The following is a 25,278-nucleotide window of genomic DNA, read 5'->3' as shown; positions in this document are numbered from 1 at the left end:
CGCCACGTTGCCCTCCCCGAGCACGCCGTCGAGCTGTTGAGTGGTGGCGGCATTCCAGCACCAATCATGGGGCTGGGCCAAGGGGATGGGTGAAAAAATTCACAAAGTCGAGGGATCTTGGCGTGACTTGGCCGGACTCTGTCACGCCCCTGTCGCCTCAGCTCATCCGCAACGCCAGGAAGAAGTCCAGCTTGTCCTCCAGGCGCGACAGGTCCCGTCCCGTCAACTGCTCGATCCGCCCGACCCGGTAGCGCAGTGTGTTGACGTGCAGGTGGAGCCGGGTGGCGCAGCGGGTCCAGGAGCCGTCGCAGTCGAGGAACGCCGCCAGGGTCGGGATCAGCTCGGCGCGGTGGCGGCGGTCGTAGTCGGTCAGCGGGTCCAGCAGGCGCGCCGTGAAGGCGCGGCGGACGTCGTCCGGGACGAACGGCAGCAGCAGCACGTGCGAGGCCAGCTCCTGGTGCCCGGCCGCGCAGACCCGGCCCGGGCGGGCCGCGGCGACCCGGCGGGCGTGCCGCGCCTCCTCCAGCGCGCCGCGCAGGCCCTCCGCCGAGTGCACGGCGGCGCTGACACCGAGGGTGAGCCGCCCGTCGTCGGCCAGGCCCGCCGACAGCGGCTCCCGTACCGCCCGCAGCAGCGCGTCGGCGAGCAGGCCGGTCTCGGAGCCGTCCTGGTCGGCGGAGACCGCCGGGAGCGGCACCAGGGCGATCGCCTCGTCCCCGGTGTGGGCGACGGCGATCCGGTCCGAGGGCTCGGGGCCGGTGGCCAGCGGGTCCACCAGGACCTCCTCCAGCAGCGACTGGGCGACCGGGCCGCCCTCCACCGCTCCGCCGTCCCACTCGACCCGGGCCACGACCACCTGCCAGTGCGGGGCCGCCCCGAGCCCGGGCAGCAGCACCGGCGCGGCCACCCGCAGCCGCGCGGCGATCTCGGCGGGCGCGGCACCGGTCTGCACCAGCTCCAGCACCTCCTGCGCGAGCCGGCGCCGCACCGTGCGCGCCGCGTCCCGCCGGTCGCGCTCGACGGAGATCAGCTGGGTGACGCCCTGGAGCAGGTCGAGGCGCTCCTCGGGCCAGTCCCCGGCGTCCGCCTCGACCGCGAGCAGCCAGTCCGACAGGACCGTCTCGCGCATGTCGCGGGCGGCCTGCGGGGAGCGCCCGGAGGAGCGGATGGGGAAGAGGGAGAAGGTGCTGCCGTCCAGCGAGACCCGGTGCGGGCCGCGCCGGCCGGAGCGGGTGGCGGCCAGGTGCTCGGCGGCGAGCCGCGCGCAGGTCTCGGCCGGCAGCGCCGGACCCGCGACCTTCGAGCCGGCGATCAGCCGGCCGGTGGGGGAGAGCACCCAGGCGCGCAGGTCGAGGTCGGTGCCGAGCAGGTCGAGGACCACGTCGGGGCCGCCGCCCGCCGGGCCCGAGGTCATCATCCGCCGGTGCCGGTCCACCACGGCCGCCAGGTCACCGGCCCGCTCCCCGGAGACCTGCCGCACCACGTGCTCGGTGACCGTCGCGAACGCCACCGACTCGTGCACCGCGAACAGCGGCAGCCGGTGTCGCGCGCAGGCCAGCACCAGGTCCTCCGGCACATCGCCCAGCTCGGCCTCGCCGGCCGCCAGCGCCGCCACCCCGGCCTGCACCAGGATCCGTACGAAGGGCTCGGAGTCCCCGGCGTCGCGGCGCCAGGCCAGGCCGGTCAGCACCAGCTCGCCACCGGACAGATAGCGGCTCGGATCGCGCAGGTCGGTGGTCATGACCCCGCGTACGGAGCGGTCCAGCTCGTCCTCGCCGCCGAGCAGCCGCAGCCCCAGCGCATCGGTGTCCAGCAGTGCGCGCAGCCGCATCTCGTCGCCGCCGTTCTGTGTCTCGAAATCTACGATGAATCCTGGTGGGGACCCGTGACGGGCCCGGAACACGGGTGCCAGGGCCGTACGGCGGGGCCGCCGGGCCGTCACCGGCGTTTCCCTGGGAAAACGGAGAGGTTACCGATGGCCTCCGTTCATACGAATCTACAAGATGCCCGTCGTGGCCAGCCAACTCCTTCATGGTTTCGGTGACTGACCCCGCCGGAGTACGGGGCGGTGTACTGAGCCCACTCCGCGTAAAGAGCACATGAACGAGCCGGACCCGCCGCACCCGGATTGGCTCGATCCGTACGACTCACGAGACGAAGAAGAGAGCCGGGTATGGACTTCCTTCGCCCTGCCAGCTGGGAGGAGGCGCTCGCCGCGAAGGCCGAGCACCCCACCGCTGTGCCGATTGCGGGTGGCACCGATGTGATGGTCGAGATCAACTTCGACCACCGCCGGCCCGAGTACCTGCTCGACCTGAACCGCGTCGGTGACCTCTACGAGTGGGAGGTCGGCGAGGACACCGTCCGGCTGGGCGCTTCCGTCTCCTACGCGAAGATCATGGAGAATCTCCGTGCCGAGCTGCCGGGCCTCGCGCTCGCCTCGCACACGGTCGCCTCCCCGCAGATCCGCAACCGCGGCGGCGTCGGCGGCAACCTCGGCACGGCCTCGCCCGCCGGAGACGCCCACCCCGCCCTGCTCGCGGCCGGCGCGGACGTCGAGGTGGAGTCGGCGGCCCGCGGCACCCGCCTCATCCCGATCGACGCGTTCTACACCGGCGTCAAGCGCAACGCCCTCCAGCCCGACGAGCTGATCCGCGCGGTGCACATCGAGAAGGCGGACGGCCCGCAGCAGTACTCCAAGGTCGGCACCCGCAACGCCATGGTGATCGCCGTGTGCGCCTTCGGCCTCGCCCTGCACCCCGGGACCCGCACCGTGCGCACCGGCATCGGATCCGCCGCGCCCACGCCGGTCCGGGCCAAGGCCGCCGAGGAGTTCCTGAACGCGGCCCTGGAGGAGGGCGGCTTCTGGGACAACGGAAAGATCGTCACCCCGTCGGTCGCCAAGCGGTTCGCGGAACTGTGCTCCGGCGCCTGCAACCCGATCGACGACGTCCGGGGCACCGCGAGCTACCGCCGGCACGCGGTCGGCGTCATGGCCCGCCGGACGCTCACCTGGACCTGGGAGTCGTACCGCGGCGCCCGCCGCGCCACCGAGGGAGCTGCGTGATGCGCGTCAACTTCACCGTCAACGGACGCCCGCAGGAGGCCGACGACGTCTGGGAGGGCGAGTCCCTGCTGTACGTGCTGCGCGAGCGCCTCGGCCTGCCCGGCTCCAAGAACGCCTGTGAACAGGGCGAGTGCGGCTCCTGCACCGTGCGCCTGGACGGCGTGCCGGTGTGTTCCTGCCTGGTCGCGGCCGGCCAGGCCGAGGGCCGCGAGGTGGTGACCGTCGAGGGCCTCGCGGACTACGCCAGGCAGCGCTCCTGCGGCGACTCCGGCTCGTGCGGCACGTCCCTGGACGAGGCCAGGGGCTGGCAGGCCGTGGGCGTCGACTCTCAGACCGGCGAGGGCACCGAACTCAGCCCCGTCCAGCAGGCGTTCATCGACGCCGGTGCCGTCCAGTGCGGCTTCTGCACCCCGGGCCTGCTGGTCGCCGCCGACGAGATGCTGGAGCACAACCCCGACCCGAGCGACGCGGACATCCGCGAGGCCCTGTCCGGCAACCTGTGCCGCTGCACCGGCTACGAGAAGATCATGGACGCGGTCCGCCTGGCCGCCGCCCGTCAGTCCGAGGGGGTCTGAGATGCCGACGAACGGCGCGCCTACGAAGATCACGCAGGGCTCGCAGACCCGGGGCGGCGTCGGTGAGTCCACCCTCCGCCCGGACGGCACCCTGAAGGTCACCGGCGAGTTCGCGTACTCGTCCGACATGTGGCACGAGGACATGCTGTGGGGCCAGATCCTGCGGTCCACCGTCGCGCACGCCGAGATCGTGTCCATCGACACCTCCGAGGCCCTCGCCCTGCCCGGCGTGTACGCGGTCATGACCTACGACGACCTGCCCACCGCCGTGCGGAACTACGGCCTGGAGATCCAGGACACCCCCGTCCTCGCCCACGGCAAGGTGCGCCACCACGGGGAGCCGGTCGCCATCGTCGCCGCCGACCACCCGGAGACCGCCCGCCGCGCCGCAGCCAAGATCAAGGTCGAGTACCGGGAACTGCCGGTCATCACCGACGAGGCCTCCGCGACCGCCCCGGACGCGATCCTCGTGCACGAGAACCGCGACGACCACCACTTCGGCCACGTCCCGCATCCGAACGTCGTCCACCGCCAGCCGATCGTGCGCGGCGACGTGGCGGCGGCACGCGAGCGGGCCGACGTCATCGTCGAGGGCGAGTACACCTTCGGCATGCAGGACCAGGCCTTCCTCGGCCCCGAGTCCGGTCTCGCGGTGCCCGAGGAGGACGGCGGCGTCCACCTCTACATCGCCACCCAGTGGCTCCACTCCGACCTCCGCCAGATGGCGCCCGTCCTCGGCCTGCCCGAGGACAAGGTGCGGATGACGCTGGCCGGCGTGGGCGGCGCCTTCGGCGGCCGCGAGGACCTGTCGATGCAGATCCACGCCTGCCTGCTGGCGCTGCGCACCGGCAAGCCGGTGAAGATCGTCTACAACCGGTTCGAGTCCTTCTTCGGGCACGTCCACCGCCACCCGGCCAAGCTCCACTACGAGCACGGGGCCACGCGCGACGGCAAGCTGACCCACCTGAAGTGCCGGATCGTGCTGGACGGCGGCGCCTACGCATCCGCCTCCCCGGCCGTCGTCGGCAACGCCGCCTCGCTCAGCGTCGGGCCGTACGTCGTCGACGACGTCGACATCGAGGCCATCGCCCTCTACACCAACAACCCGCCCTGCGGCGCCATGCGCGGCTTCGGCGCGGTCCAGGCGTGCTTCGCCTACGAGGCGCAGATGGACAAGGTGGCCAAGGAACTCGGCATGGACCCGGTGGAGTTCCGGCAGCTCAACGCGATGGAGCAGGGCACCCTCATGCCGACCGGGCAGCCCGTCGACTCCCCGGCCCCGGTCGCCGAACTGCTGCGCCGGGTCAGGGCGATGCCACTGCCGCCCGAGCGCCAGTGGGAGTCCAGCGAGGGCGCCGACGTACGCCAGTTGCCCGGCGGTCTGTCCAACACCACGCACGGCGAGGGCGTCGTTCGCGGCGTCGGCTACGCCGTCGGCATCAAGAACGTCGGCTTCTCCGAGGGCTTCGACGACTACTCCACCGCCCGCGTCCGGATGGAGGTGATCGCCGGCGAGCCGGTGGCCACCGTGCACACCGCGATGGCGGAGGTCGGCCAGGGCGGTGTCACCGTCCACGCGCAGATCGCCCGCACCGAGCTGGGCGTCAGCCAGGTGACCATCCACCCGGCCGACACCCAGGTGGGCAGCGCCGGTTCGACCTCGGCCTCCCGGCAGACCTACGTCACCGGCGGCGCCGTGAAGAACGCCTGCGAACTGGTCCGCGAGAAGGTCCTGGAGACCGGGCGCCGCAAGTTCGGCTCCTACCACCCGGCCTGGGCCACGGCCGAACTCCTGCTGGAGGGCGGCAAGGTGGTCACCGACGCGGGCGAGGTCCTCGGCGACCTGGTCGACGTCCTGGAGGACGAGGCCGTGGAGATCGAGGCGGAGTGGCGGCACCGGCCGACCGAGCCCTTCGACCTGCGCACCGGCCAGGGCAACGGGCACGTCCAGTACTCCTTCGCCGCGCACCGCGCCGTCGTCGAGGTCGACACCGAGCTCGGCCTGGTCAAGGTCGTCGAACTGGCCTGTGCCCAGGACGTCGGCAAGGCGCTCAACCCGCTCTCCGTCGTCGGCCAGATCCAGGGCGGCACGACGCAGGGGCTGGGGGTCGCGGTGATGGAGGAGATCGTCGTCGACCCGAAGACGGCGAAGGTCAGGAACCCCTCCTTCACGGACTACCTGATCCCCACGATCCTCGACACGCCGACCATCCCCGTCGACGTGCTCGAACTCGCCGACGACCACGCCCCGTACGGGCTCCGTGGCATCGGCGAAGCCCCGACCCTGTCGTCCACCCCGGCCGTCCTCGCGGCGATCCGGAACGCGACCGGACTGGAGCTGAACCGCACACCGGTCCGCCCGGAACACCTCACGGGCACCGCGTAAAGACGGCCGCCGTCGCGTCGCGACGCCGTCGCGACGCCGGCACCCCGGCGCCGGGCAACGCCCGACCCACGGCCGTCCCGGCGCCGGTCAGCAAGTACCACGTTCGTCTCGGGCCGTCCCCCGGGCCGTCCAATCCCAAATCCCGCCTGCCGCCCCACGGCAGCCGGGTGCCCCTGTGAACCTTGGGAGTTGGCCCATGACCCAGCAGTCAGTGGAGCCCAGGACCACAGCCGAAGACGCGGGCGAAGGCGCCCGCGTCCCGGCCGGCAGGTCCTGGCTCGACCGGTACTTCCACATAAGCGGCAGAGGATCCACGGTCGCGCGTGAGGTGCGCGGCGGCGTCACCACCTTCATGGCGATGGCGTACATCCTCCTGCTCAACCCCCTGATCCTGTCCGGCAAGGACGCGGCCGGGGACACCCTCGGCCAGAAGGCCCTGATCACCGCGACCGCGTTCGCCGCGGCCCTCACCACGCTGCTGATGGGCTTCGTCGGCAAGGTGCCCCTCGCGCTCGCGGCCGGCCTGTCGGTCTCCGGCGTCCTGTCCTCGCAGGTCGCCCCCCACATGACCTGGCCGCAGGCCATGGGCATGTGCGTGCTGTACGGCGTCGTCATCATGCTGCTGGTCGTCACCGGCCTGCGCGAGATGATCATGAACGCGATCCCGCTCGCGCTCAAGCACGGCATCACCATGGGCATCGGTCTGTTCATCGCCCTCATCGGCTTCTACAAGGCCGGTTTCGTGCACCAGGGCAAGGCCACCCCGGTGAGCCTCGGCCCCGCCGGTGAACTCGCCGGCTGGCCGGTCCTGCTCTTCGCCGGCACCCTGCTGCTGATCTTCATGCTGCAGGCCCGGAACGTCCCCGGCGCCATCCTCGTCGGCATCGTCTCCGGCACGGCCGTCGCCGCCGTACTCAACGGCCTCGGCGTGATCGACCCCGAGCAGTGGGCGGGCGGCGCGCCCGCACTGCACGGCAGCGCGATCTCGATGCCCGACTTCTCGCTCTTCGGGCATGTGGAGTTCGGCGGCTGGGGACAGGTCGGCGCGACGACCGTCGGCATGATCGTCTTCACCCTGGTCCTGGCCGGCTTCTTCGACGCGATGGCCACCATCATCGGCGTCGGCACCGAGGCCGGGCTCGCCGACGACAAGGGCCGGATGCCCGGTCTGTCCAAGGCGCTGTTCATCGACGGCGCCGGCGGTGCGATCGGCGGCGTGGCGGGCGGCTCCGGCCAGACGGTGTTCATCGAGTCGGCCACCGGGGTCGGCGAGGGCGCCCGCACGGGTCTGGCCTCGGTCGTCACCGGACTGTTCTTCGCCGCCTGCCTGTTCTTCACCCCCCTGACCGCGATCGTGCCGCAGGAGGTCGCCTCCGCCGCCCTGGTGGTCATCGGCGCCATGATGCTGATGAACGCCCGGCACGTGGACTGGGCCGACCGCGCCACCGCGATCCCGGTCTTCCTGACCGTCGTCCTGATGCCGTTCACGTACACCATCACCACCGGTGTCGCCGCGGGCGTCATCTCCTACACGGCCATCAAGACCGCCCAGGGCAGGGCCCGCGAGATCGGGGCCTTCATGTGGGGGCTGACGGTCGTCTTCCTGGTCTACTTCGCCCTCCACCCGATCGAGGGCTGGCTGGGCGTGCACTAGCCCCGTCAACGCCTCTACACCACAACCCCGTTAGGAGACCGAGAGATGCTGGACATCGCCGAGGAGCTGAACCGGTGGGTCGAGCAGGGCCGTGACTTCGCCGTCGCCACCGTGGTGGCCGTCGGCGGCAGCGCCCCGCGGCAGCCGGGCGCCGCCCTCGCGGTGGACGCCGACGGCACGGCCGTCGGCTCGGTCTCCGGCGGGTGCGTGGAGGGCGCCGTGTACGAGCTGTGCCGGCAGGCGCTCGAGGACGGGGAGACCGTCCTGGAGCGCTTCGGGTACAGCGACGAGGACGCCTTCGCCGTCGGCCTGACCTGCGGCGGCGTCATCGACATCCTCGTCACGCCGGTCCGGGCGGACGATCCCGCCCGGCCGGTGTTCGCGGCCGCGCTCGGCGCCGCCGTACGAGGCGAGGCGGCGGCGGTCGCCCGGATCGCCGAGGGCCCGGCCGGACTGCGCGGCCGCGCCCTGCTGGTCCGCCCCGACGGCTCCCACGACGGCGGCTTCGGGGCCCATCCCGAACTCGACCGCACGGTGGCCGCCGAGGCCGGCGCCTTCCTGGACGCGGGCCGCACCGGCACCCTGGAGATCGGCACGCAGGGCTCGCGTTGCGGCGCCCCGCTCACGGTCCTGGTGGAGTCCTCGGTCCCCGCGCCCCGGATGATCGTCTTCGGCGCGATCGACTTCGCCTCCGCGCTGGTGAGGGTCGGCAAGTTCCTCGGCCACCACGTCACGGTGTGCGACGCCCGCCCGGTGTTCGCCACCAGGGCCCGCTTCCCGGACGCCGACGAAATCGTCGTCGAGTGGCCCCACGAGTACCTGGAGCGCACGGACGTCGACGGCCGCACCGTCCTGTGCGTCCTCACCCACGACGCCAAGTTCGACGTACCGCTGCTGCGGCTGGCCCTGCGGCTGCCGGTCGCCTACGTCGGCGCGATGGGCTCCCGCCGCACCCACCTGGACCGCAACGAGCGGCTGCGCGCGGTCGGCGTCAGCGAACTCGAACTGGCCCGGCTGCGCTCCCCGATCGGCCTCGACCTCGGGGCCCGTACCCCCGAGGAGACGGCCCTGTCGATCGCCGCGGAGATCGTCGCGGGCCGTCGTGGCGGCAGCGGCGTCTCCCTCACCGGCGCCCACACCCCGATCCACCACGACACGGCGGTGACTCCCGCGGGGCGGATCGGGTCGGTGGCCTGAGCGGCCGTCGGCCGGTCACGCCCGCCGGAGCAGCCGGTTCGCCGCGCGCCCGAACACCGCCCGCGCCGTGCGTGCCACGACGCCGTCGAAGAGGCGGGGGAGGAAGCGGATCCGTACGTCCTCCCGCCACACCACCCGGGCCCGGCCGCCCGGCCCGGGTCCGACCTCGACCTCGGCCCAGCCCCGGATCACCCGCCCGTGCTTCTCCAGGCGGCACAGCCCCGGTTCGCCGTCCACGGGCGGGCGCCAGACCGTGACCTCCATGGGATCGTCGAAGCCGAGCGGGCCGACGCCCGAGCGGGCCACGAAACGGGTGCCCTCGTGCGTCGGCGCCGGCGTGAGGACGGTGATGCGGGTGAAGGGCACCGCGTCACCGTGGCGGGGCCACTCGGTGAGCCGCCGCCACGCCTCCTCGATCGGAAGGGGCACGGTGCGTTCGACGGAGAAGTAGGGCACGACCCGATCGTAGGCAATCGCCACCGGCCATCCGCGCGCTCGGCCCCGGATCACCTGCACGGCTCAACGGCGGTCCGTGACAGGGAGTTGACGGCCGGCCGGCTCAGGGCCGGTACACCTGGCCCGGCTCGGCCTTCCCCGGCGCCAGTAGCTGGGGAACCGTCACGAAGACGTAGCCACGGGCCTTCAGCGCGTCGATGATGCCGGGCACGGCCGGCACGGTGCCCCGGTAGATGTCGTGCAGCAGGATGATGCCGTCCCGGGAGGCCTGCTCCAGGACGCGCTTGGTGATCAGCGCCGAGTCGGTGGTCGTGTAGTCCTTCGCGGTCACGCTCCACAGCACCTCGGCCAGGCCCAGCTCCTTGCAGATCCGGTGCACGTCGGCGTCGGTGCGGCCCTGGGGCGGGCGCATCAGCGTGGGCTTGTGCCCGGTGAGCCGCTCTATCTCCTCGTCGGGCCGCCGCAGTTCCTCGCGTATCCCCTCGTCGGAGATCCGGGTCAGGATCTTGTGGTCCCAGGTGTGGCTCGCGACCTCGTGGCCCTCGGCCGCCATCCGCTTGACCAGCTCCGGGTACGTGTCGATGTGCCGTTTGCCGAGCAGGAAGAAGGTGGCCGGGACCTTCTTCTCCTTGAGGATGTCGAGCAGCCGTGCCGAGTTCTCGCTCGGCCCCGCGTCGAAGGTCAGCGCGATGCACTTCGCCTCTCGGCAGTCCACCGTCCCGAGCGCCGCCGGCGCTCCGTGGGCGCCCTCGGTGCGCACCGTGCTGGGGGCGGTCGTGTCGACCTCCGCGCAGCCCGACAGCGTCAGCGCCAGACAGGCGGCCACCGAGGCGAGCGCGGACAGACGCAACCCGCGCCCCGTTCTGCGCATCTTCATGGGCGAGGGCTGCGGGGCCGGGTTCGTGCCGGCCGAAGTCGTGAGAGGCATGCCGGGACTATACATTCAGTGCATAGTTCGCGTGTTCGATTTATTGAAGCCGGGCGAGCACCGGACGGCACCGCCGGAGCACCATGGAGGAGCGGGGGCGGGAACTCCGGGTGACTCACCGAAGCCGGCGTGCTCGGCGCACCGCACGTGCGCCGGCTTCCGGGTGGCCGGAAAGCGAGGAGCGGACATGTCGCGACTGGAGGAGGCGGAGGCGCGGCGCCGGTTCACCGCGGCCCGGGTGGCCCGGCTGGCCACCGCCGACGTGGCGGGCCGCCCCCACCAGGTGCCGGTGGTCTTCGCCCACCACACCCTCGACGGCACCGACCGGCTCGTCACCGCCGTCGACCACAAGCCCAAGACCACCACCCGCCTCAAGCGGCTGGCCAACCTGGCCGTACGGCCGGCGGTGTGCCTGCTCGTGGACGCCTACGACGAGGACTGGGAGCAGTTGTGGTGGGTGCGTGCCGACGGAGAGGCCCGCGTCCTGCCGCCGGACACCGCCGACGCGGCCGTACGGCGGGCGCGCGAGACGGCCGTGGCGCTGCTGTGCGCCAAGTACCCGCAGTACGGGCCGTGTCCGCCGGCCGGGCCGGTGATCGACGTCACCGTGCTGCGGTGGACCGGCTGGCAGGCGCTGGCCGCCCGCCCGTCGTGACCGGGACGTGCCGGGCGGTCTTTGTCACGGGTGCGAGCAGATCAGTTCCTCGGTCCTGTCCGCGTACTCCTGCATCTCGTCCGCCGTGTAGCCCGCTTCCTTCAGGCTCCCCATCAGCGACGCCGAGTCGCCGCACAGACGTGGACGCTGCCGACGGAGGTAGGACTTGACGCCTTCGGCGGTCAGCCCTTCCCACGCCCTCTTCGTCTCGGCGTTCTTCTCGTGCGCGTAGGCGAACTCGACCCATTCCTGCTGAGGGTCCGTCAGGCGGGAGGTGTCGACGGGCGTTTCGCCTCCCCCGCATGCGGCTGCCAGGACAGTTCACGCCACCGCGACGAGACATATGCGCTTCTTCTTCACGTTTCCCTCTTCTGGCTCTGGATCGCGGGGGCCTCATTGTCCGCCCCGCGCGACAACCCCGTGCACACCAGTGGCCCCGGAGGAACACGCGGAGTAACCTCGGCTGACATGACGCGCACGGGGGAGCGAGCCGTCAAGTCGCGGTTACGGATACCGTCCTGGATCGCCCGCATCGAGGAACCGGACGGGCAGGTGCTCGGAGCGGGGGTGCTGCTCGCGCCCGACCGGGTGCTCACCGCCGCCCATGTCGTCCGCCCGGACCGGCCCTACGTCGTCCACTTCCTCGGCGTCCCCGGAGTGCCCGGCGTCGCCGCCACGGTCCGCGAGGACGAACACGTGCCGCAGCGGGAGGACGCCTTCGGCGACCGCAGCGGCGACCTGGCCCTGTTGCGGCTCGCCGAGCCCCTGCCCGCCGAGCACACCACTCGGCTGCACCGGCTCGCCGCGCCGCACGGACCGGTGAGCATGTACGGCTTCCCGGACGGCGACGCCGGCGGCCGCTGGCACGGCGCCACCCTGGTGGCCGCCCGGGGCCGGGACAGCCAGGTGCAGCTGCGCCCGCAGACCCCGGGTGAACTGGCCGTCCCCGGCTTCAGCGGCGGGCCGGTGATCGACCACGAGACCGACCAGGTCATCGGGATCGTGCTCAGTGTCGACGAGGGATCCGGCTCCGTGTTCAGCTACATGAGCCCCACCGAGACCGTGCTGAGCCATCTGCCGCAGGCCGCCGCCTGGAGCGCCGGCGCCGAAGCCGTTGACCCGGCGCTGCGCAGCACCGCGACGCCCGCCGCGGGCCGGCTCGACGTGCCCTTCGCCACCGAACTCGCCTCCTGGTTCCGGGGCGAGGGCTGGCCGGTGCTGGTCACGGTCGTCCCCGCGCGCGGCGCGCGCGCCTGGACGCTCAACCGTGCCGTCACCCTGGCCGACCGGGAGCTGCGCACCCGGCAGAACACCAGCGCCTTCACCCACGACCCGCCCGAGACCGTGCCCCCGGCCGGCGGCCACGACCTCGCGCTGGACGTCACCGACATGACGGCCGGCCAGGTCATGCGCCGAATCGCCGAACGGCTCGGCATCAGCGGCGACCCCCGGCCGGAGCGGCTCGGCGCTCTGCGTGTCCCGCTCGCCGCCGTGCTGGCCGGTGTCGACCGGGCCGCCGAACCCGACGACCTGCTGGGCCTGCTCGACCGGCTCGCCCAGCACGGTGCGCGGCTGCTCCTGGTCTTCCGCCGCCGGGGCGGCCGTGCCGACCGGGCCGCCGAGTCCTTCGTCCAGCGGCCGTTGCGCGGCCGCTGGAGCCGACTGGACCACGAACTCCAGTGCATCGTCGATGAGTTGGGTCCCGCGCTGGACGCGCGCCGGGACCGGGTGCTGCCCGACCCCGCTACCCGGCGGCTGCTGGACCAGGCCGAGGCCGGCGTACGGCGCACCCGGATGCTGCGCGAGTGGGTCGCCCACACCCCCGAGCCGGAACGCGAACCCGGGCGCGCCGACCTGCTGTTCACCTTCGAGGACGCCGCCGAACGCCGCCGCCTGCGGCTGGAGCAGGCGGTGGACGTCCTCGACTCCCGGCTGCGCCGCCGCGAGGAACTCCTCGGCCGGGTCACCGCCGAGTGGCCGTTGTGCAGACAGCGGGCCGCGTCCGAGGACGACCGGGTCATGGAGGCCTACCGGCTCTACGAACGCGCTCTGTCGCTGCTGCGGCAGATTCCCTGCGACGTGGCCGAGGCGGAGAGCGCCGTGGAGCGGTTCGTCGGCTTCTGCTCCGGCTCGGCACCCGGGAACGGAGGTGCTGCCCGATGACGTCGTGCCTGCGGCCCGGCTGCGCGGGCCACATCATGACCACCGGTTACTGCGACACCTGCGGGCACCGCCACCAGGAGCCGCGGGCCGAGCCGCGGAGCGGACAGAGCCTCGATCCGCCGCCCCCGCGGCCCGATGCGGGCCCCGGCCCCGAGGAGCCGCCCGGCCCGGGCCCCGTCCACGCCGTCGCCGGGGTCGGGGAACTCGACCAGCACGGACTGGTCCTGCTGCCCGAGGTGCCCGTGCCCGAGGGCGCACCGGTCGAGGACCCCCGGCCGCCCACCGGGGGCCGCCGCTGCGGCGCGAACGGCTGCACGATGACCATCGGCGTGGGCTACGGCGGCCAGCCCGCGCGCGCCACGGGCCGCTGCCCGCGCTGCGGCACCCGCTACTCCTTCCTGCCCCAGCTGGAGAAGGGCGACGTGGTCGCCGGCCACTACCGGATCCTCGGCTGCCTGGCGCACGGCGGCCTGGGCTGGATCCACCTCGCCGAGGACATCCGCGCCGACGGCTACCGCGTCGTCCTCAAGGGCCTGATCAACGTGCACGACGCTCTCGCCCGCCGCAACGCCGTCGAGGAACGCCGCTCGCTCACCGACCTGCACCACCCCGACATCGTCCGCATCATCACCTACGCCGAACACGGGTCCGCCGGCCGTTCCCCCACCGGCTACCTCGTGATGGACTACATCGCCGGCCCCTCCCTGCAGCAGCTCTTCGACGCCGACGACGCCGAGCGGATATTCCAGGGCCGGCCCCGCCTCGACCACGTCCTCACCTACGGCTGCAAGATCCTCGGCGCCCTGCAGTACATGCACGAACGCGGCCTGCTGTACTGCGACATGAAGCCCGCCAACGTCATCCACTTCGGACGGGCGATCAAGGTCATCGACCTCGGCGCGGTCCGCGCGATCGGCGACCGCGCCTCCGCCTACGTCTACACCGCGACCTTCGCCCCGCCGAAGGAGGAGATCGACAGCCGGGGCTGGCACGTCGACAGCGACCTCTACACCGTCGGAATGACCCTCCAGGCCCTGGCCCGCAGCGCCGAACCGGCTCGCGGTCTCGCCCCGGACTCCTTCCGCCGCCTCATCGACCGGGCCACCCACGGCGAACCCCGCGCCCGGTTCCGGTCGGCCGCCGAGATGTCCCGGCAATGCTGGGAAGTGCTACGGGAGTTCCGCTCACTCCAGTTCGGCGAGCAACTGCCCGAGAGCTCCACCCGGTTCCGCGCCTCCGAGGCCGGACTGGACGCCGGGCTCGGCGCCATCCCGGCCCTGGACCACTGGACCGGCCGCGCCGGCGGACGGCCCGCCGCACTGGACGTCTCCCCGCCCCCTCCCGCCGAGATCGCCGGCGCCCTCCCGGAACCGGTCCCCGACCCCGACGACGGCGCCGCCCTGCTGCTCGACACCTTCCCGCCCGACGCCCCCGACCGGGTGGCCCGGCAGTGGCCCCGCGAATCCCGCCTCGGCACCCCCGAGACCGCGCTCTGGCTGTGCCGCGCCTACCTGCGAAAGGGCGAACAAGGTGAGGCCAGGAACTGGCTGGCCGAGGCCGAGACCCTGCTCGGCGAACGCTCCGCCGCCCACGACTGGCGCATCGCCTGGCACCGGGGCGTGCTGCACCTGAGCAAGGCCGAGGTGCGGCAGGCGGAGAGCTGCTTCGAGGCCGTCTACCGGGCGCTGCCCGGCGAGTACGTGCCCAAGCTCGCCCTCGCCCACTGCGCCGAACACGCCGGCGGCCGGAACACGGGCCGCGCGATGAGGTTCTACGAGGCGGTCCGGGCGCGGGACTTCGCGCACACCGCCGCCGCGTTCGGCCTGGCCCGCGGCCACCTGGCGGCCGGCGCCCGGGACGCCGCCGTCCACGTCCTGGACGCCGTGCCCGCCACCTCCCGCCACTACGACGCCGCCCGCGTCGCGGCCGTACGCATCCGCGCCGGACTCCTGCACGGCCGCCCGCCCACTCCGGCCGACCTGCGGGACGCCGTGCGGCGGCTGCCCGAGCTGCACCTGGACGGCGGCGCCGCCGACGGCGGTTCGCGGGCCCGGCTGGTCGCCGAGGTCCGGGAGAACGTCCTGGACAGCCGCCCGGAACAGGGCTGGGGACCGGACTTCCCGGCCGGCGACCTGCTCGGATCCGGCGCCGAGGACAAGATGCGCACCCTGCTGGAGCAGTCCTTCCGGCAGCTTGCGGCACAGGCCCGTACCGCCGCCGAACACGGCCGGCTGCTCGATCTGGCCCACGCCGTGCGGCCGATGACCACGTTCTGAGAACGCCGACCACACCCAGGGAAGCGAGAGAGGAGGCAGTCATGAGCGCCGGGAACACGGGGGACGCCGAGGAGATCGAGGTGACCCTGGCGGTCGGCCAGAACAAGGAGCTGCCCGTGACGCCGGGCGCGACGGGCCGGCCCCGTGCCCGGGAGATGCACGCCATCCTGGAGATCGGCGTCGGCGGCGGCGGTTCCCGGAACGCCACCGGGTCCGCCCGCGGTGCCGGCCCCGCCCTCGCCGAGGTGCTGATCGTGGACACCTCCCGCTCCATGCTGCACCCGGCCGCCAAGCTGCACGCCGCCAAGGACGCCACGGCGGCGGCCCTGCGGCTGCTCCCGGAGGGCACCGCGTTCGCCGTGCTGTCCGGCCGGTTCGACGCCTCGGTGGTCCATCCCGGCCCCGGCCAGGAGGTGATGGCGGTCGCCGGGCGGGCCGAACGCGCGGCCGCCGAACGCGCCGTACGGCTGCTGGACGCGGACGGCGGCACCGCCATCGGCCACTGGCTCGACCTGGCCCGCCGGCTGCTGAGCAAGCAGTCCGCGCCGGTCAAACACGTCCTGCTGCTCACCGACGGCCGCAACGAACACGACCACCGCGCCGGCATGCCGCTGGACACCGCCCTGGAGGCCTGCGACGGCCGGTTCGTCTGCGACGCCTGGGGAATCGGCGACGACTGGGACGCCGACCTCCTGCTGCGTATCACCCGGCGGCTGCACGGCCGGGCCGGCGCGGTCCGCCGCGAGTCGGAACTCACCGCCGCCTACGAGGAGTTGACGAACTCGCTGCTCGGCACGGCGGTCCCCGAGCTGCGCATCAGGATCACCCCAGCCCCCGGCACGGTGATCCGCCAGGTCAAGCAGGTGGTGCCGAGCGAGCGGGAACTCCACGCCCTCGACGCCGGGCCGGGCGAGCGGGGTGCCGAGTACGTCACCCGCGCCTGGGGCGAGGAGACCCGGCACTTCCAGGTCGTCCTGACCGCCGATCCCACCGGCCGCGACACCGGTGAGGACCTCCAGCTCGCGGCCGTGGAAGCGGTCGTACCCGACTCCGGGCACCCGGTACGGCTGCCCGCGCCCCGGCCCGTCCTGGTGCGCTGGACCGACAACCCGCTCGACGCCTCCCAGCCGCACCCCGGCGTCCGCCGCCATGAGCTGTACCAGCGGACGAGCGCGGCCGTGGCCCGGGCATACCGGGCCTGGCTGCGCCGCGCGGAGGGCGGGGCGGAGGCGGACCGCGCCCTCGCCCGGGCATTGTCCCTGGCCGCCGAACTGGACGACGCCCAGTTGCTCGCCGCCCTGCGCCGGATCGAGGCCGTACCGGGCACCGGCCGGGTCCGCGACGGCCTCAAGGACGTCGACTGGCAGCACCTGATCCTCTCCAGCGCCATGACCACACCACCGCAGCCACCGCCCGCCGGAACACCGCCCGCCGGAACACCCTCCGCCGGCGCGGAGGGCCCGCCGGGCCCCGTCGAGCCGGCCGGCTCCGACGACCTCGTCGAGTGCCCGGACTGCGCGTGGCTCGGCCCGGCCGACTCGGTCTACTGCGGGGGCGAGTGCGGGCGACTGCTCGGGGGGACCGCGTGAGCGCCGGGACGGAGCCGGCGGCGGCGCGGACGAAACGGGGCCCCGGCCCCGGCGGACCGCTGCCCGCGCGCGACACCACCGGCCCCCGCGACCGCCCGTCGCTGCCCCGCCCGTTCGGCGGCTTCCTCGGCGCCGGGCGGCGGCCGCCCGACGGCAGCACGACCGCGTACGACCTCGCCGTGCGCCGGCGTCTGCTGCTGGCCCTGTCCGCGCTGCTGACCTTGTCCCTGTTAGTCTCCTACCAGGGCGTGCACGCGGACGCGGGCCCGCTGCGCACCGCCAGCGCCCCCGCCGTCGTCGCCATCGACACCGCACTGAAGGCGCTCGGCGAGGCACAGGCCGACGCGAACGGGGCGACCCCGTCGACCAGCGAGTTCCAGAAGCAGATCTCGGTGGCCGCGCAGAGCCTCGCCGAAGCCGCCGCGGACGACGTGGGCGGGCCGGCGGGCCGGCAGGCCCTGCAGACGGTCGCCGGCCTGGTCACCGGATACACCGCGATGGTGCAGAGGGCCCAACTGGAGCCCAGCAACAGCGTGTTGCGGGACGCCTACATGAGCTACGCGACCAGCATGCTGCGGAGCGGCGAGTCCGGCATCGAGGCCCGGCTGAAGCTGCTGCAGGACCAGCAGCGGGCCGCGGTGCAGCGGCAGACCTCCTTCGGCTGGCCGCTGTGGCTCGGCTGGAGCGTGGCCGGGTTGTGCGTCCTCGCGCTGGGCGCGGCCCTGGCGGAGACCCAGCTGTTCCTGCGCCGCCGCTTCCGGCGCCGGTACAACCGGCAGCTCATCGGTGCCGCGGCACTGACGGCCGGCGGGTTCCTGACCCTGGTGCTGTTCACGGTGTGGACCCACCGGGGCATGGCCGACACCCGGGGCCTGCTGGACCAGGTGGTGGCCGGGCAGGCCGTCACGGACGCGCGACCGCGCACCGCGTCGTTCCTGGCGCACACCGGCTTCCGCGCCGCGGCCTCGGGGTGGATCGTGATAGGAGGCGTCCTGCTCATGGCACTGACCGAGGCCGGTCTGCGGCCGCACATCAACGACTACCGGTTCAGGCCGCGGTGAGCGCCCCCGGGCAGGACCGGGCCGCCCCCGGCGCCCGGCGCCGCGCGGTCCGCACGGTCACCGTCGTGGCGAGCTGCCTGGTCGTGCTGGCGGCGGCCGTCGTGACCGGCGTACGCGCCCTGGGGCAGGAACCGACCGTCACCCTGCTGGCCAACTGGACGGGCAGGGACGCGCGGTACTTCCGCGAGGCGGTCATCGAACCCTTCGAGCGGGAGCACCACATCAAGGTCGAGTACCAGGGCAGCTCCGCCGAGAGCCAGGTGCTCGGCGCCGACGTGGAGACCGGCACACCACCCGACGTGGTGGTGCTCACCGGCCCCGGCGAACTGGCCGCCTACGCGGGCCGGCAGCAGCTGAAGCCGCTCGACGACCTCATCCGGCGGGAGGACTTCAGCGAGTCCTGGGTCACGCCCCTGAACGGGCACGTGTACTGGTTCCCGCTCAAGGCCGACCTCAAGAGCATCGTCTGGTACCCCGCGCGCACCCCTCCGGGAACGCTGAACGAGATCGCCGGGCGGCCGGGGCAGTGGTGCCTGGGCATGGGCTCGGGCGCGACCAGCGGCTGGCCCGGCACCGACTGGATCGAGGACATCCTGCTGCAGCAGTACGGCCCGGGCGCCTACGAGCGCTGGGCCCGCGGCCGGCTGTCCTGGCAGTCCCAGGAGGTGAAGCGGGCCTGGACCACCTGGGGCCGGCTGGCCGGCGCCGGAGACCACAAGGCCCTCGTGAAGCGCGCCCTGCTCACCGAGTACCAGCAGGCGTCCGAGCTGGTCACCGCCGACCCGCCACGGTGCACCCTGGAGCACCAGGCCTCCTTCATCCGGGACCTCGGCCCCTGGAAGAAGGCGGACGGCCGCTACACGCCCTCCTCCCGGCTGATCCCCGGCGCCACGGCGCACGACGCCTGGGAGGTCTCCGGCGACCTGGTGGCCCTGCTGCACGCGACCCCGCAGGCCAGAGCGCTCATCCGCCACCTGGCCTCCGCCGGGGCCCAACGGGCCTGGGTCGCGAAGGAGTCAGGCTTCTCCGTGCACGCCGGGGCCCAGCCGTCCGCCGCCGACGCCGGCGCGGGCTGGCACCGCTCGCTGGCCCGGACCCTCCTCGACAAGGACGCCGTCCACTGCTTCGACGCCTCCGACGCGATGCCGCCGCAGGTCCGTGACGCCTTCGCCCAGGCGACCATCGACTTCCTCGCCGACCCGGGCGAGCGGCATCTGGACGACCTGCTGAAGAACCTGGACAGCCTCAGCAGCCCGGAGAGCCTCACCTGGCTGAACTCCGTCTGCGACCACGGCTCCTGAGGCCCGGGGGCCGTCTCAGCCGTGCCGCCAGGGCAGCCGCAGCGCCCGTCCCTGTGCCCGGCCCGCCTCGGCGGCCGGGCCGCGGGTCCCCGGGTCCAGCGGGTTGTCGCCGATCGCCGCCCGCGCCTCCTCGTCGGGCGCCACGACCACGACCTCGGTGCCCCGGGCGCGCAGTTCCCGCACCGACCGCTCCACCGGCTGCTCGCTGGGGAACGGCTCCGTCATGCCCATCGGCACGATCACCACCACCCGGTCCGCGTCGTCCACGAAGTCGAGGTTGGCCATCGAGCGCACCCCGCCGTCGACGTACCGGCGCCCGTCGATGCCGACCGGCGGCCACACGCCCGGCACGGCGCAGCTCGCCGCCACCGCGTCGACCAGCGGCACCCCCGAGTCCTTGTCGAAGACCCGCGGCTCCCCGCTCTCGGCGTCCACGGCGACGATCCGCAGCGCGCGCTCCGGCCAGCCGTGCGAGGGCAGCCGCGACTCGATCACCGCCCGCCGCCGCGGCTCCGGCACGGTCGGCGCCGCCAGCGCCGCCCGCCCCACGGCCCGGCGCAGCTCCGGCACGGAGGCGCCGGCGGACGCCGCGGCACCGATCTCGCCGGCGAACCCCTCCAGGTCCATCACGGCCATGATCTCGGCGGACTGCAGCGCCGGATCCACCTGCCGGGCGTACAGCTCCGCCAGCCCCAGCCCGCTGCCGAGCTGCGCCGAGACGGTGGAACCGGCGGACGTCCCAAGCAGCAGATCCGCCCCGGAGACGTCCTGCCCCGCGTCGGCGAGCCCCGTCAGCACCCCGGTGATCCAGGCGATCCCGCCCACACCGCCACCGCCCAGCACCAAAGCCTCGGACATCCCTGCTCCTCGGTTGTCGGTTCTTGATCCACCGGAATGACACCACACGGGGTGAAGGCGACCGTCCGGATGTGGCCACGGTGCCGGCGGATGCGGCCACCGGGCCGCGCCGTCCGCGGACATGCCGTCCGCGGCGCCCGCTCGTAGCCTGGGACGACGGGAACGGGAGGTTGCCGCATGAACAGGCGCTGGACCGCGCGTCTGGCCCTGGTGGCGGGCGCGGCGGCGGTGGCGGTGCTACTGGTCTTCGCCGGGCCGGGCAGCATCGTCCTGCTGCTCGTGGGGCTGGCCGGGACGGTGCTGACGGCGGCCGGTGTGTGGTGGCTGCTGAGCCGCACCGGCTGGGTCAGGTCGCTCGCCGTGGTGCTGGTGGTCGCGGCGCCGCTCGCCGTCCTCGCCCTGTACGCCGCCGCCGGGCTGCTGTGGGTCGTGCTGGTCTCGCTGGGCCTGTGGGCGCTTGCCGTCTCCGCCGGGCGCGCGGCGCTCGCGGGCGACGACACGCCCGCCATGCCGGAGCTCCCGGCCGGCCGGGCCCGGCACCCTTTCCTGATCATGAACCCGCGCTCCGGCGGCGGCAAGGTCGGCGAGTTCCGCCTCGACGAGCGTGCCAGGGCTCTCGGCGCGGAGGTCGCGGTACTGGACCCGGCCGCGCCGCAGGACGTGGCCGAGCTGGCGCGGCGGGCCGTGCGGCGCGGAGCCGATCTGCTCGGCGTCGCCGGGGGCGACGGCACCCAGGCCCTGGTCGCCGCGGTGGCCGCCGAACACGACGTTCCGTTCGTCGTGATCAGCGCCGGCACCCGCAACCACTTCGCCATGGACCTGGGCCTGGACCGGCAGGACCCCGCGGCCTGCCTCGACGCGCTGACCGACGGTGTCGAACTCCGCGTCGACCTCGGCCGTATCAGCGCCGGCCGAGGACCCGCGCACGGCGGCACCGAGCGCGTCTTCGTCAACAACGCCTCGTTCGGCGTGTACGCGGCCGTGGTGCAGAGCCCCGCCTACCGCGAGGACAAGGCCCGAACCACCCTCGAGATGCTCCCCGACCTGCTGACCCGGCACAGCGGCCCGCGGCTCGTCGTCCGCGCCGGTGAGCGGAGCCTGACGGGTCCCCAGGCCGTCCTGGTGAGCAACAACCCCTACCGCAGCGACGACGCGGCGGGACTGGGCCACCGGGAGCGGCTGGACTCCGGCCGGCTGGGCGTGCTGGCCGTGGACGTGAACAGCACGACGGAGGCGACCGAGCTGCTGCTGCTCGGCGGACGCAGCCGTGGGCTGACCGCCTTCGCGGCCCGGGAGGTCGTGGTCGACGCCGACGCCCCCGCCGTCCCGGCCGGTGTCGACGGCGAGGCCCTGACGCTGCCCACCCCGGTGCGCTGCCGCATCGAGCCGGGCGCCCTGCGCGTCCGCGTGCCGCGCCACCGCCCCGGAGCGCCCCGCGTGGCACCGGCCATGAACTGGCGCGAGGTCCGCCGCCTGGCCCTGACCATGGGCCGCGTCGCCGCCGGCCGCGACACCCGCTGACCCGGCGCGGCCCGGTCAGTCCGCCCCGGGCGCCGGGGGAGGCGTGTCCGCCGCTCCGTCGCCGGGTGGCGTCCAGTTCGCCCCGGTGCGCCGGCGGAAGGCGGCGACGGCGGACTCCACGGTGGGGAAGAAGTGCTCCGGGTCGATGGTGCGGGTGAGCCCGTATCGCTCGATCTTGCGTCGCAGACCTTCGGCAGCAGGCGCTGGAGCACCAGGATCACGACGATCCCGCCGACGCCCACCGCGGCCGCGGCGGGCACCAGGGCTCCCTCGGCCAGCTTCCGCACGAGCCCGGCGCACTCACCGAGCAGGTTGTCCGCCTCGACCTTGAACCCGAGCAGCTTGGGCAACTGGCCCACGAGAATGGTGAGGGCCAGGCCGTTCATGTAGCCGATCATCGTCGGCCTGGAGATCAGGTCAGCGACGAAGCCGAGCCCGGCCACCGAGGCGAGGATCATGATCGCCGCGACCATGAGGGACAGCATGGAGGCCAGCGCGACCGCCCGGCCGGGGTCCCCGCCCGCCGCCACCAGCGGCAGCACGGTCGCGGCGATCATCGGCCCCAGCGAGGAGTCGGGTCCGAGGACCAGAATCCGGGAGGGCCCGAACACCGCGTATCCCAGCAAGCAGAGCACCGTCGTGTACAGGCCGGTGATCGCCGGCAGACCCGCCAGCTCGGCGTAGGCCATGCCCTGCGGCACCAGCAGCGTGGTCAGCACCACCCCGGCCACGAGATCCTTGGGCAGCCAGGCGCGCCGGTACTCCGACAGGGCGCGCACCCCGGGCACGGCGCGGAACACGCCACGCACCTCGCCGCCGGGCGGGGCCGCCGCGCGTCCGCTCACCCGCTGCTCCCGGACCGGCGGGCCGGCAACTTGCCCAGCTCCCACAGGAGCAGCAGCGCGAGGGCGGACAGCAGGGCCCAGCCGAACTGGCGGGCGTCGATCTCCGTCGTCCCCAGGATGCGGCGGAAGCCGTCCAGTTGCGTGACCATCACCGCGAGCGCGAACTGGGCCAGTGCCACCCAGTTCATCTGCTTGCTGTCGAACGTGGCGGGCGTGAGGACGGACTCCGTCTCGCTGCGGCACTCGAACGCGGCCACGATGAGACAGAGCGCGAACGCGGTGAAGGCGACCGACTGGCCGGTCGCGACGCTGCCGAACCGGGACTGGCCGAGCCGGATCAGCCCCAGCAGCACGACGGTGATCGCCAGACCGCCGAGTCCGACGGTGACCAGCACGGGCCGGGTGAGCACCGACTCGCCCCGCGGCCGCGGCCTGCGGCCCATCAGCCCGGGGCTCTCCCGGTCGAAGCCGAGCGCGAAGCCGAAGGAGGCGTTGACCACGAAGTGGATCCACAGCACCTGCGGAGGGGTGAAGGGCTCGCCGGCGGCGATGTTCAGCACGCTGGCGCCCAGGAAGGTCATGACGAAGGTGACCAGCAGGAGCAGCACGAAGCGAATGTACTTGGTGAGGTTGTCGTAGATCGTGCGGCCCTGCTCCACGGCGTAGACGATGGTGGCGAAGTTGTCGTCGGACAGGATCATGCGTCCGGCGTTCTTCGCCACGTCCGTGCCGCTGCCCATGGCGATGCCGATGTCGGCGGCCTTGATGGCGGGCGCGTCGTTGACGCCGTCCCCGGTCATCGCCACCACGTGGCCCTTCTTCTTGAGCGTGTCGGCCAGCAGCACCTTGTGCTCGGGCGCGACCCGTCCGACCACGCCGATGCCGTCGATGCGGGCGAGCTGTTCGGCCTCGCTCATCGCGGCGAAGTCGGCGCCGAGCACCGCCTCGCCGGGAATGCCGATCTGCCGGGCGATCGCCGCGCCCGTGGTGACGTCGTCGCCGGTCACCAGGCGTACCGTGATGTGGGCCGAACGGGCGTCCGCCACGGCGGCCTTCGACTCCGGGCGGGGTGGATCGACCATGCCGACGAGACTGGTCACCCGCAGCCCGTCCACGTACCCCAGCAGGTCCGCCCCGGGATCGAAGGCGGCCGGGTCGAGATCGCGGACGGCCGCGGCCATCACCCGCAGCCCCTCGCCTCCCATCCGCTCGGTCTGCGCCTCGGCACGCGCGCGCAGCCCGGCGTCCCACGGCACGCCGCCGTCCGGCGTGAGCGCGTCCGCCGCCCGTGCCGTCACCGCGGGCGCCGCGCCCTTGACGAAGCACCGCACGACCGGCCGGCCGGAGTCGTCGACCGCCGAGTTGAAGGTGGCCATCAGCTTGTGGGCCGGGTCGAAGGGCAGGGTGGCGAGCCGCGGGAAGCGTTCCCGGGTGGCGTCGGTGTCCAGACCGGCCTTGTGGGCCAGCACCAGCAGGGCGCCCTCGGTGGGGTCGCCGACAACCTCGCCGTCCACCAGCCGCGCGTCGCTCGCCACCACGTACGGCAGGATCGCGTCGTCGACGCGGGCGGCGGACCCTGCGGCGTGGTGGATCCGTCCCTCGATGCCATGACCCGTGCCCGAGACGGTGTACCGGTCGGTGGGGGTGAGGACTTCGACGGCGGTCATCCGGTTCATCGTCAGGGTGCCGGTCTTGTCCGAGTTGATCGCCGAGGTGAACGCCAGGGTCTCGACCGACGGCAGCTCCTTCACGATGGCGTTGCGTCTCGCCAGGTTGAGGCTGCCCACGGAGAGGATCGCCTGGGTCACGGTCGGCAGTGCCTCGGGGATGGCGGCGATCGCGAGCGAGACCGCGCTGACGAACAGCGCGTCCCACGCCTGGTCGCGGCTGCGGCCCAGGGCGAACATCACCACCATGGTCAGTCCCGCCGCCCCGGTGATCCACAGGGTCAGGGTGTCCAGCTCCCTGGTCAGCGGCGGCACCTCCTTGCCGGTGGCCGCCAGCATCCCGGAGATCCTGCCCAGTTCGGTGTCGGCGCCGGTGGCGGTGACCACCAGTACCCCGCTGCCGTGGGTGACCGGGGTGTTCATGAACGCCATGTTCGTGCGGTCGCCGGGCGGCAGCCCCTCACCGGGTACCGGGTCCGTCCCCTTCCCGGCCGGGACGCTCTCCCCGGTCAGCGCCGACTCGTCGATCTGCAGGGCGCTGGCCTCGATGACGCGCCCGTCCGCGGGCACCTGGTCCCCGGCGGCGATCAGCACGATGTCGCCGACGACCAGCCGGTCCGCGGGTATCTCCGCCTCCGCGCCGTCCCGGCGCACCCGCGCGGTCACCTCCAGCATCGACTTCAGCGCGTTCATCGCGCTCTCGGCCTTGCCCTCCTGACGCAGTCCCACGACCGCGTTCAGCAAGGTCAGCACCAGCAGGAGCACCGCGGTGGTCCACTCCCGGATGAGCAGCGAGACGACCGCCGCGGCCACCAGGACGAGCTGCATGTAGCTGCGGTACTGCGCCAGGAACCGGCGCCAGGCAGGGGTCCGCCTCTCCTCGGGCAGGGCGTTCGGCCCGTGCGCGGCCAGCAGTTCGGCGGCCCGGGCCGACGGCAGTCCGGCCGCCGGGTCGACGCCGAAGGCCGCCGTCACCTCCGGGGCGGGCCGTGTGTACCAGGGCCGCCCCGCCGTCCGGGACCCTTCTCCCACGGAATCCGGCCGCACCGTCATCGTGTCTCCTCCGATCCGGGCCGATC

At 73.5% G+C, this 25,278-nt stretch carries 17 protein-coding genes and 1 pseudogene; 12 read left to right on the top strand and 6 right to left on the bottom strand.

The features are described from left to right. Positions 1 to 157: 157 nt before the first annotated feature. Complete coding sequence (locus tag ACFVVO_RS04650; protein WP_390051723.1) at positions 158 to 1,831, bottom strand: PucR family transcriptional regulator; 1,674 nt, start codon at positions 1,829 to 1,831, stop codon at positions 158 to 160. Positions 1,832 to 2,173: 342 nt separating this feature from the next. Here ACFVVO_RS04650 and ACFVVO_RS04645 point away from each other — a divergent pair, with 342 nt between their 5' ends. The 5 genes from ACFVVO_RS04645 to ACFVVO_RS04625 all read left to right on the top strand — a co-directional run bounded on the left by ACFVVO_RS04645 (position 2,174) and on the right by ACFVVO_RS04625 (position 8,879). Then, positions 2,174 to 3,067 carry an FAD binding domain-containing protein gene (locus ACFVVO_RS04645; RefSeq protein WP_390051721.1) on the top strand — a complete coding sequence of 298 codons (894 nt, stop codon included), beginning with the start codon at positions 2,174 to 2,176 and terminating at the stop codon, positions 3,065 to 3,067. Beyond that, entirely contained in the window at positions 3,067 to 3,642 is a 576-nt protein-coding gene (locus ACFVVO_RS04640; RefSeq protein ID WP_390051719.1) for a (2Fe-2S)-binding protein, read from the top strand. Before ACFVVO_RS04645 ends, ACFVVO_RS04640 begins: the two co-directional genes overlap by 1 nt. A gap of 1 nt (position 3,643) precedes the next feature. Further along, on the top strand, positions 3,644 to 6,028 hold the full coding sequence (locus ACFVVO_RS04635; protein WP_390051717.1) for a xanthine dehydrogenase family protein molybdopterin-binding subunit: 2,385 nt from the start codon (positions 3,644 to 3,646) through the stop codon (positions 6,026 to 6,028). Positions 6,029 to 6,224: 196 nt separating this feature from the next. Further along, positions 6,225 to 7,682: an NCS2 family permease gene (locus ACFVVO_RS04630; protein ID WP_390051716.1), complete on the top strand. Its 1,458-nt coding sequence runs from the start codon at positions 6,225 to 6,227 to the stop codon at positions 7,680 to 7,682. Between the two features lie 45 nt (positions 7,683 to 7,727). Further along, positions 7,728 to 8,879 (top strand): XdhC family protein, encoded by a 1,152-nt coding sequence (locus ACFVVO_RS04625; RefSeq protein ID WP_390051714.1) that lies wholly within the window; start codon positions 7,728 to 7,730, stop codon positions 8,877 to 8,879. A 15-nt stretch (positions 8,880 to 8,894) separates the two neighbouring features. On the opposite strand, the gene ACFVVO_RS04620 is transcribed toward ACFVVO_RS04625, so the two are convergent. Next, the gene (locus ACFVVO_RS04620; RefSeq protein WP_390051712.1) at positions 8,895 to 9,335 is read right to left on the bottom strand and encodes an SRPBCC family protein; all 441 of its coding nucleotides are present in this window, start codon (positions 9,333 to 9,335) and stop codon (positions 8,895 to 8,897) included. A 103-nt stretch (positions 9,336 to 9,438) separates the two neighbouring features. After that, entirely contained in the window at positions 9,439 to 10,206 is a 768-nt protein-coding gene (locus ACFVVO_RS04615) for a polysaccharide deacetylase family protein (RefSeq protein WP_390052334.1), read from the bottom strand. A 244-nt stretch (positions 10,207 to 10,450) separates the two neighbouring features. Here ACFVVO_RS04615 and ACFVVO_RS04610 point away from each other — a divergent pair, with 244 nt between their 5' ends. The 6 genes from ACFVVO_RS04610 (at position 10,451) to ACFVVO_RS04585 (ending at position 19,308) form a co-directional block, all read left to right on the top strand. Beyond that, positions 10,451 to 10,918 (top strand): TIGR03668 family PPOX class F420-dependent oxidoreductase, encoded by a 468-nt coding sequence (locus ACFVVO_RS04610; protein WP_390051710.1) that lies wholly within the window; start codon positions 10,451 to 10,453, stop codon positions 10,916 to 10,918. A gap of 468 nt (positions 10,919 to 11,386) precedes the next feature. Further along, positions 11,387 to 13,081, top strand: a complete 1,695-nt coding sequence (locus tag ACFVVO_RS04605; protein WP_390051708.1) for a trypsin-like serine peptidase — start codon at positions 11,387 to 11,389, stop codon at positions 13,079 to 13,081. Then, complete coding sequence (locus ACFVVO_RS04600; RefSeq protein ID WP_390051706.1) at positions 13,078 to 15,357, top strand: tetratricopeptide repeat protein; 2,280 nt, start codon at positions 13,078 to 13,080, stop codon at positions 15,355 to 15,357. Before ACFVVO_RS04605 ends, ACFVVO_RS04600 begins: the two co-directional genes overlap by 4 nt. A gap of 41 nt (positions 15,358 to 15,398) precedes the next feature. Next, complete coding sequence (locus tag ACFVVO_RS04595) at positions 15,399 to 16,946, top strand: VWA domain-containing protein (protein ID WP_390051704.1); 1,548 nt, start codon at positions 15,399 to 15,401, stop codon at positions 16,944 to 16,946. After that, positions 16,943 to 18,007 (top strand): hypothetical protein, encoded by a 1,065-nt coding sequence (locus ACFVVO_RS04590; protein WP_390051702.1) that lies wholly within the window; start codon positions 16,943 to 16,945, stop codon positions 18,005 to 18,007. The genes ACFVVO_RS04595 and ACFVVO_RS04590 overlap by 4 nt, the downstream gene beginning before the upstream one ends. Beyond that, a complete protein-coding gene (locus tag ACFVVO_RS04585; RefSeq protein ID WP_390051701.1) occupies positions 18,004 to 19,308 on the top strand; it encodes an ABC transporter substrate-binding protein in 1,305 nt (434 codons plus the stop codon). The genes ACFVVO_RS04590 and ACFVVO_RS04585 overlap by 4 nt, the downstream gene beginning before the upstream one ends. 15 nt (positions 19,309 to 19,323) lie before the next feature. On the opposite strand, the gene ACFVVO_RS04580 is transcribed toward ACFVVO_RS04585, so the two are convergent. Beyond that, entirely contained in the window at positions 19,324 to 20,166 is an 843-nt protein-coding gene (locus ACFVVO_RS04580; protein ID WP_390051699.1) for a patatin-like phospholipase family protein, read from the bottom strand. A gap of 177 nt (positions 20,167 to 20,343) precedes the next feature. On the opposite strand from ACFVVO_RS04580, the gene ACFVVO_RS04575 reads away from it, so the two are divergent. Further along, positions 20,344 to 21,687 carry a diacylglycerol/lipid kinase family protein gene (locus ACFVVO_RS04575; RefSeq protein ID WP_390051697.1) on the top strand — a complete coding sequence of 448 codons (1,344 nt, stop codon included), beginning with the start codon at positions 20,344 to 20,346 and terminating at the stop codon, positions 21,685 to 21,687. Positions 21,688 to 21,872: 185 nt separating this feature from the next. On the opposite strand, the pseudogene ACFVVO_RS04570 reads toward ACFVVO_RS04575, so the two are convergent. Together ACFVVO_RS04570 and ACFVVO_RS04565 are read right to left on the bottom strand one after the other, a co-directional pair. Further along, positions 21,873 to 22,496: pseudogene (locus tag ACFVVO_RS04570) on the bottom strand (SulP family inorganic anion transporter); the annotation flags it as partial. A gap of 32 nt (positions 22,497 to 22,528) precedes the next feature. Continuing rightward, entirely contained in the window at positions 22,529 to 25,252 is a 2,724-nt protein-coding gene (locus ACFVVO_RS04565; protein ID WP_390051696.1) for a cation-translocating P-type ATPase, read from the bottom strand. Between the last annotated feature and the right edge of the window lie 26 nt (positions 25,253 to 25,278).

The organism is Streptomyces sp. NPDC058145, from assembly GCF_042884245.1.
Taxonomy (GTDB): domain Bacteria; phylum Actinomycetota; class Actinomycetes; order Streptomycetales; family Streptomycetaceae; genus Streptomyces.
Note: the sequence above shows the minus strand (reverse complement) of the source record. Positions and strands in the feature narration are given on the sequence as shown.

Excerpts from the sequence above, each read along its gene's own strand:
- ACFVVO_RS04600 (WP_390051706.1), top strand. The coding sequence starts at position 13,078 with ATGACGTCGTGCCTGCGGCCCGGCTGCGCGGGCCACATCATGACCACC.
- ACFVVO_RS04615 (WP_390052334.1), bottom strand. The coding sequence starts at position 10,206 with ATGCGCAGAACGGGGCGCGGGTTGCGTCTGTCCGCGCTCGCCTCGGTG.
- ACFVVO_RS04640 (WP_390051719.1), top strand. The coding sequence starts at position 3,067 with ATGCGCGTCAACTTCACCGTCAACGGACGCCCGCAGGAGGCCGACGAC.
- ACFVVO_RS04580 (WP_390051699.1), bottom strand. The coding sequence starts at position 20,166 with ATGTCCGAGGCTTTGGTGCTGGGCGGTGGCGGTGTGGGCGGGATCGCC.
- ACFVVO_RS04595 (WP_390051704.1), top strand. The coding sequence starts at position 15,399 with ATGAGCGCCGGGAACACGGGGGACGCCGAGGAGATCGAGGTGACCCTG.
- ACFVVO_RS04635 (WP_390051717.1), top strand. The coding sequence starts at position 3,644 with ATGCCGACGAACGGCGCGCCTACGAAGATCACGCAGGGCTCGCAGACC.
- ACFVVO_RS04565 (WP_390051696.1), bottom strand. The coding sequence starts at position 25,252 with ATGACGGTGCGGCCGGATTCCGTGGGAGAAGGGTCCCGGACGGCGGGG.
- ACFVVO_RS04650 (WP_390051723.1), bottom strand. The coding sequence starts at position 1,831 with ATGCGGCTGCGCGCACTGCTGGACACCGATGCGCTGGGGCTGCGGCTG.
- ACFVVO_RS04625 (WP_390051714.1), top strand. The coding sequence starts at position 7,728 with ATGCTGGACATCGCCGAGGAGCTGAACCGGTGGGTCGAGCAGGGCCGT.
- ACFVVO_RS04605 (WP_390051708.1), top strand. The coding sequence starts at position 11,387 with ATGACGCGCACGGGGGAGCGAGCCGTCAAGTCGCGGTTACGGATACCG.
- ACFVVO_RS04610 (WP_390051710.1), top strand. The coding sequence starts at position 10,451 with ATGTCGCGACTGGAGGAGGCGGAGGCGCGGCGCCGGTTCACCGCGGCC.
- ACFVVO_RS04575 (WP_390051697.1), top strand. The coding sequence starts at position 20,344 with ATGAACAGGCGCTGGACCGCGCGTCTGGCCCTGGTGGCGGGCGCGGCG.
- ACFVVO_RS04645 (WP_390051721.1), top strand. The coding sequence starts at position 2,174 with ATGGACTTCCTTCGCCCTGCCAGCTGGGAGGAGGCGCTCGCCGCGAAG.
- ACFVVO_RS04630 (WP_390051716.1), top strand. The coding sequence starts at position 6,225 with ATGACCCAGCAGTCAGTGGAGCCCAGGACCACAGCCGAAGACGCGGGC.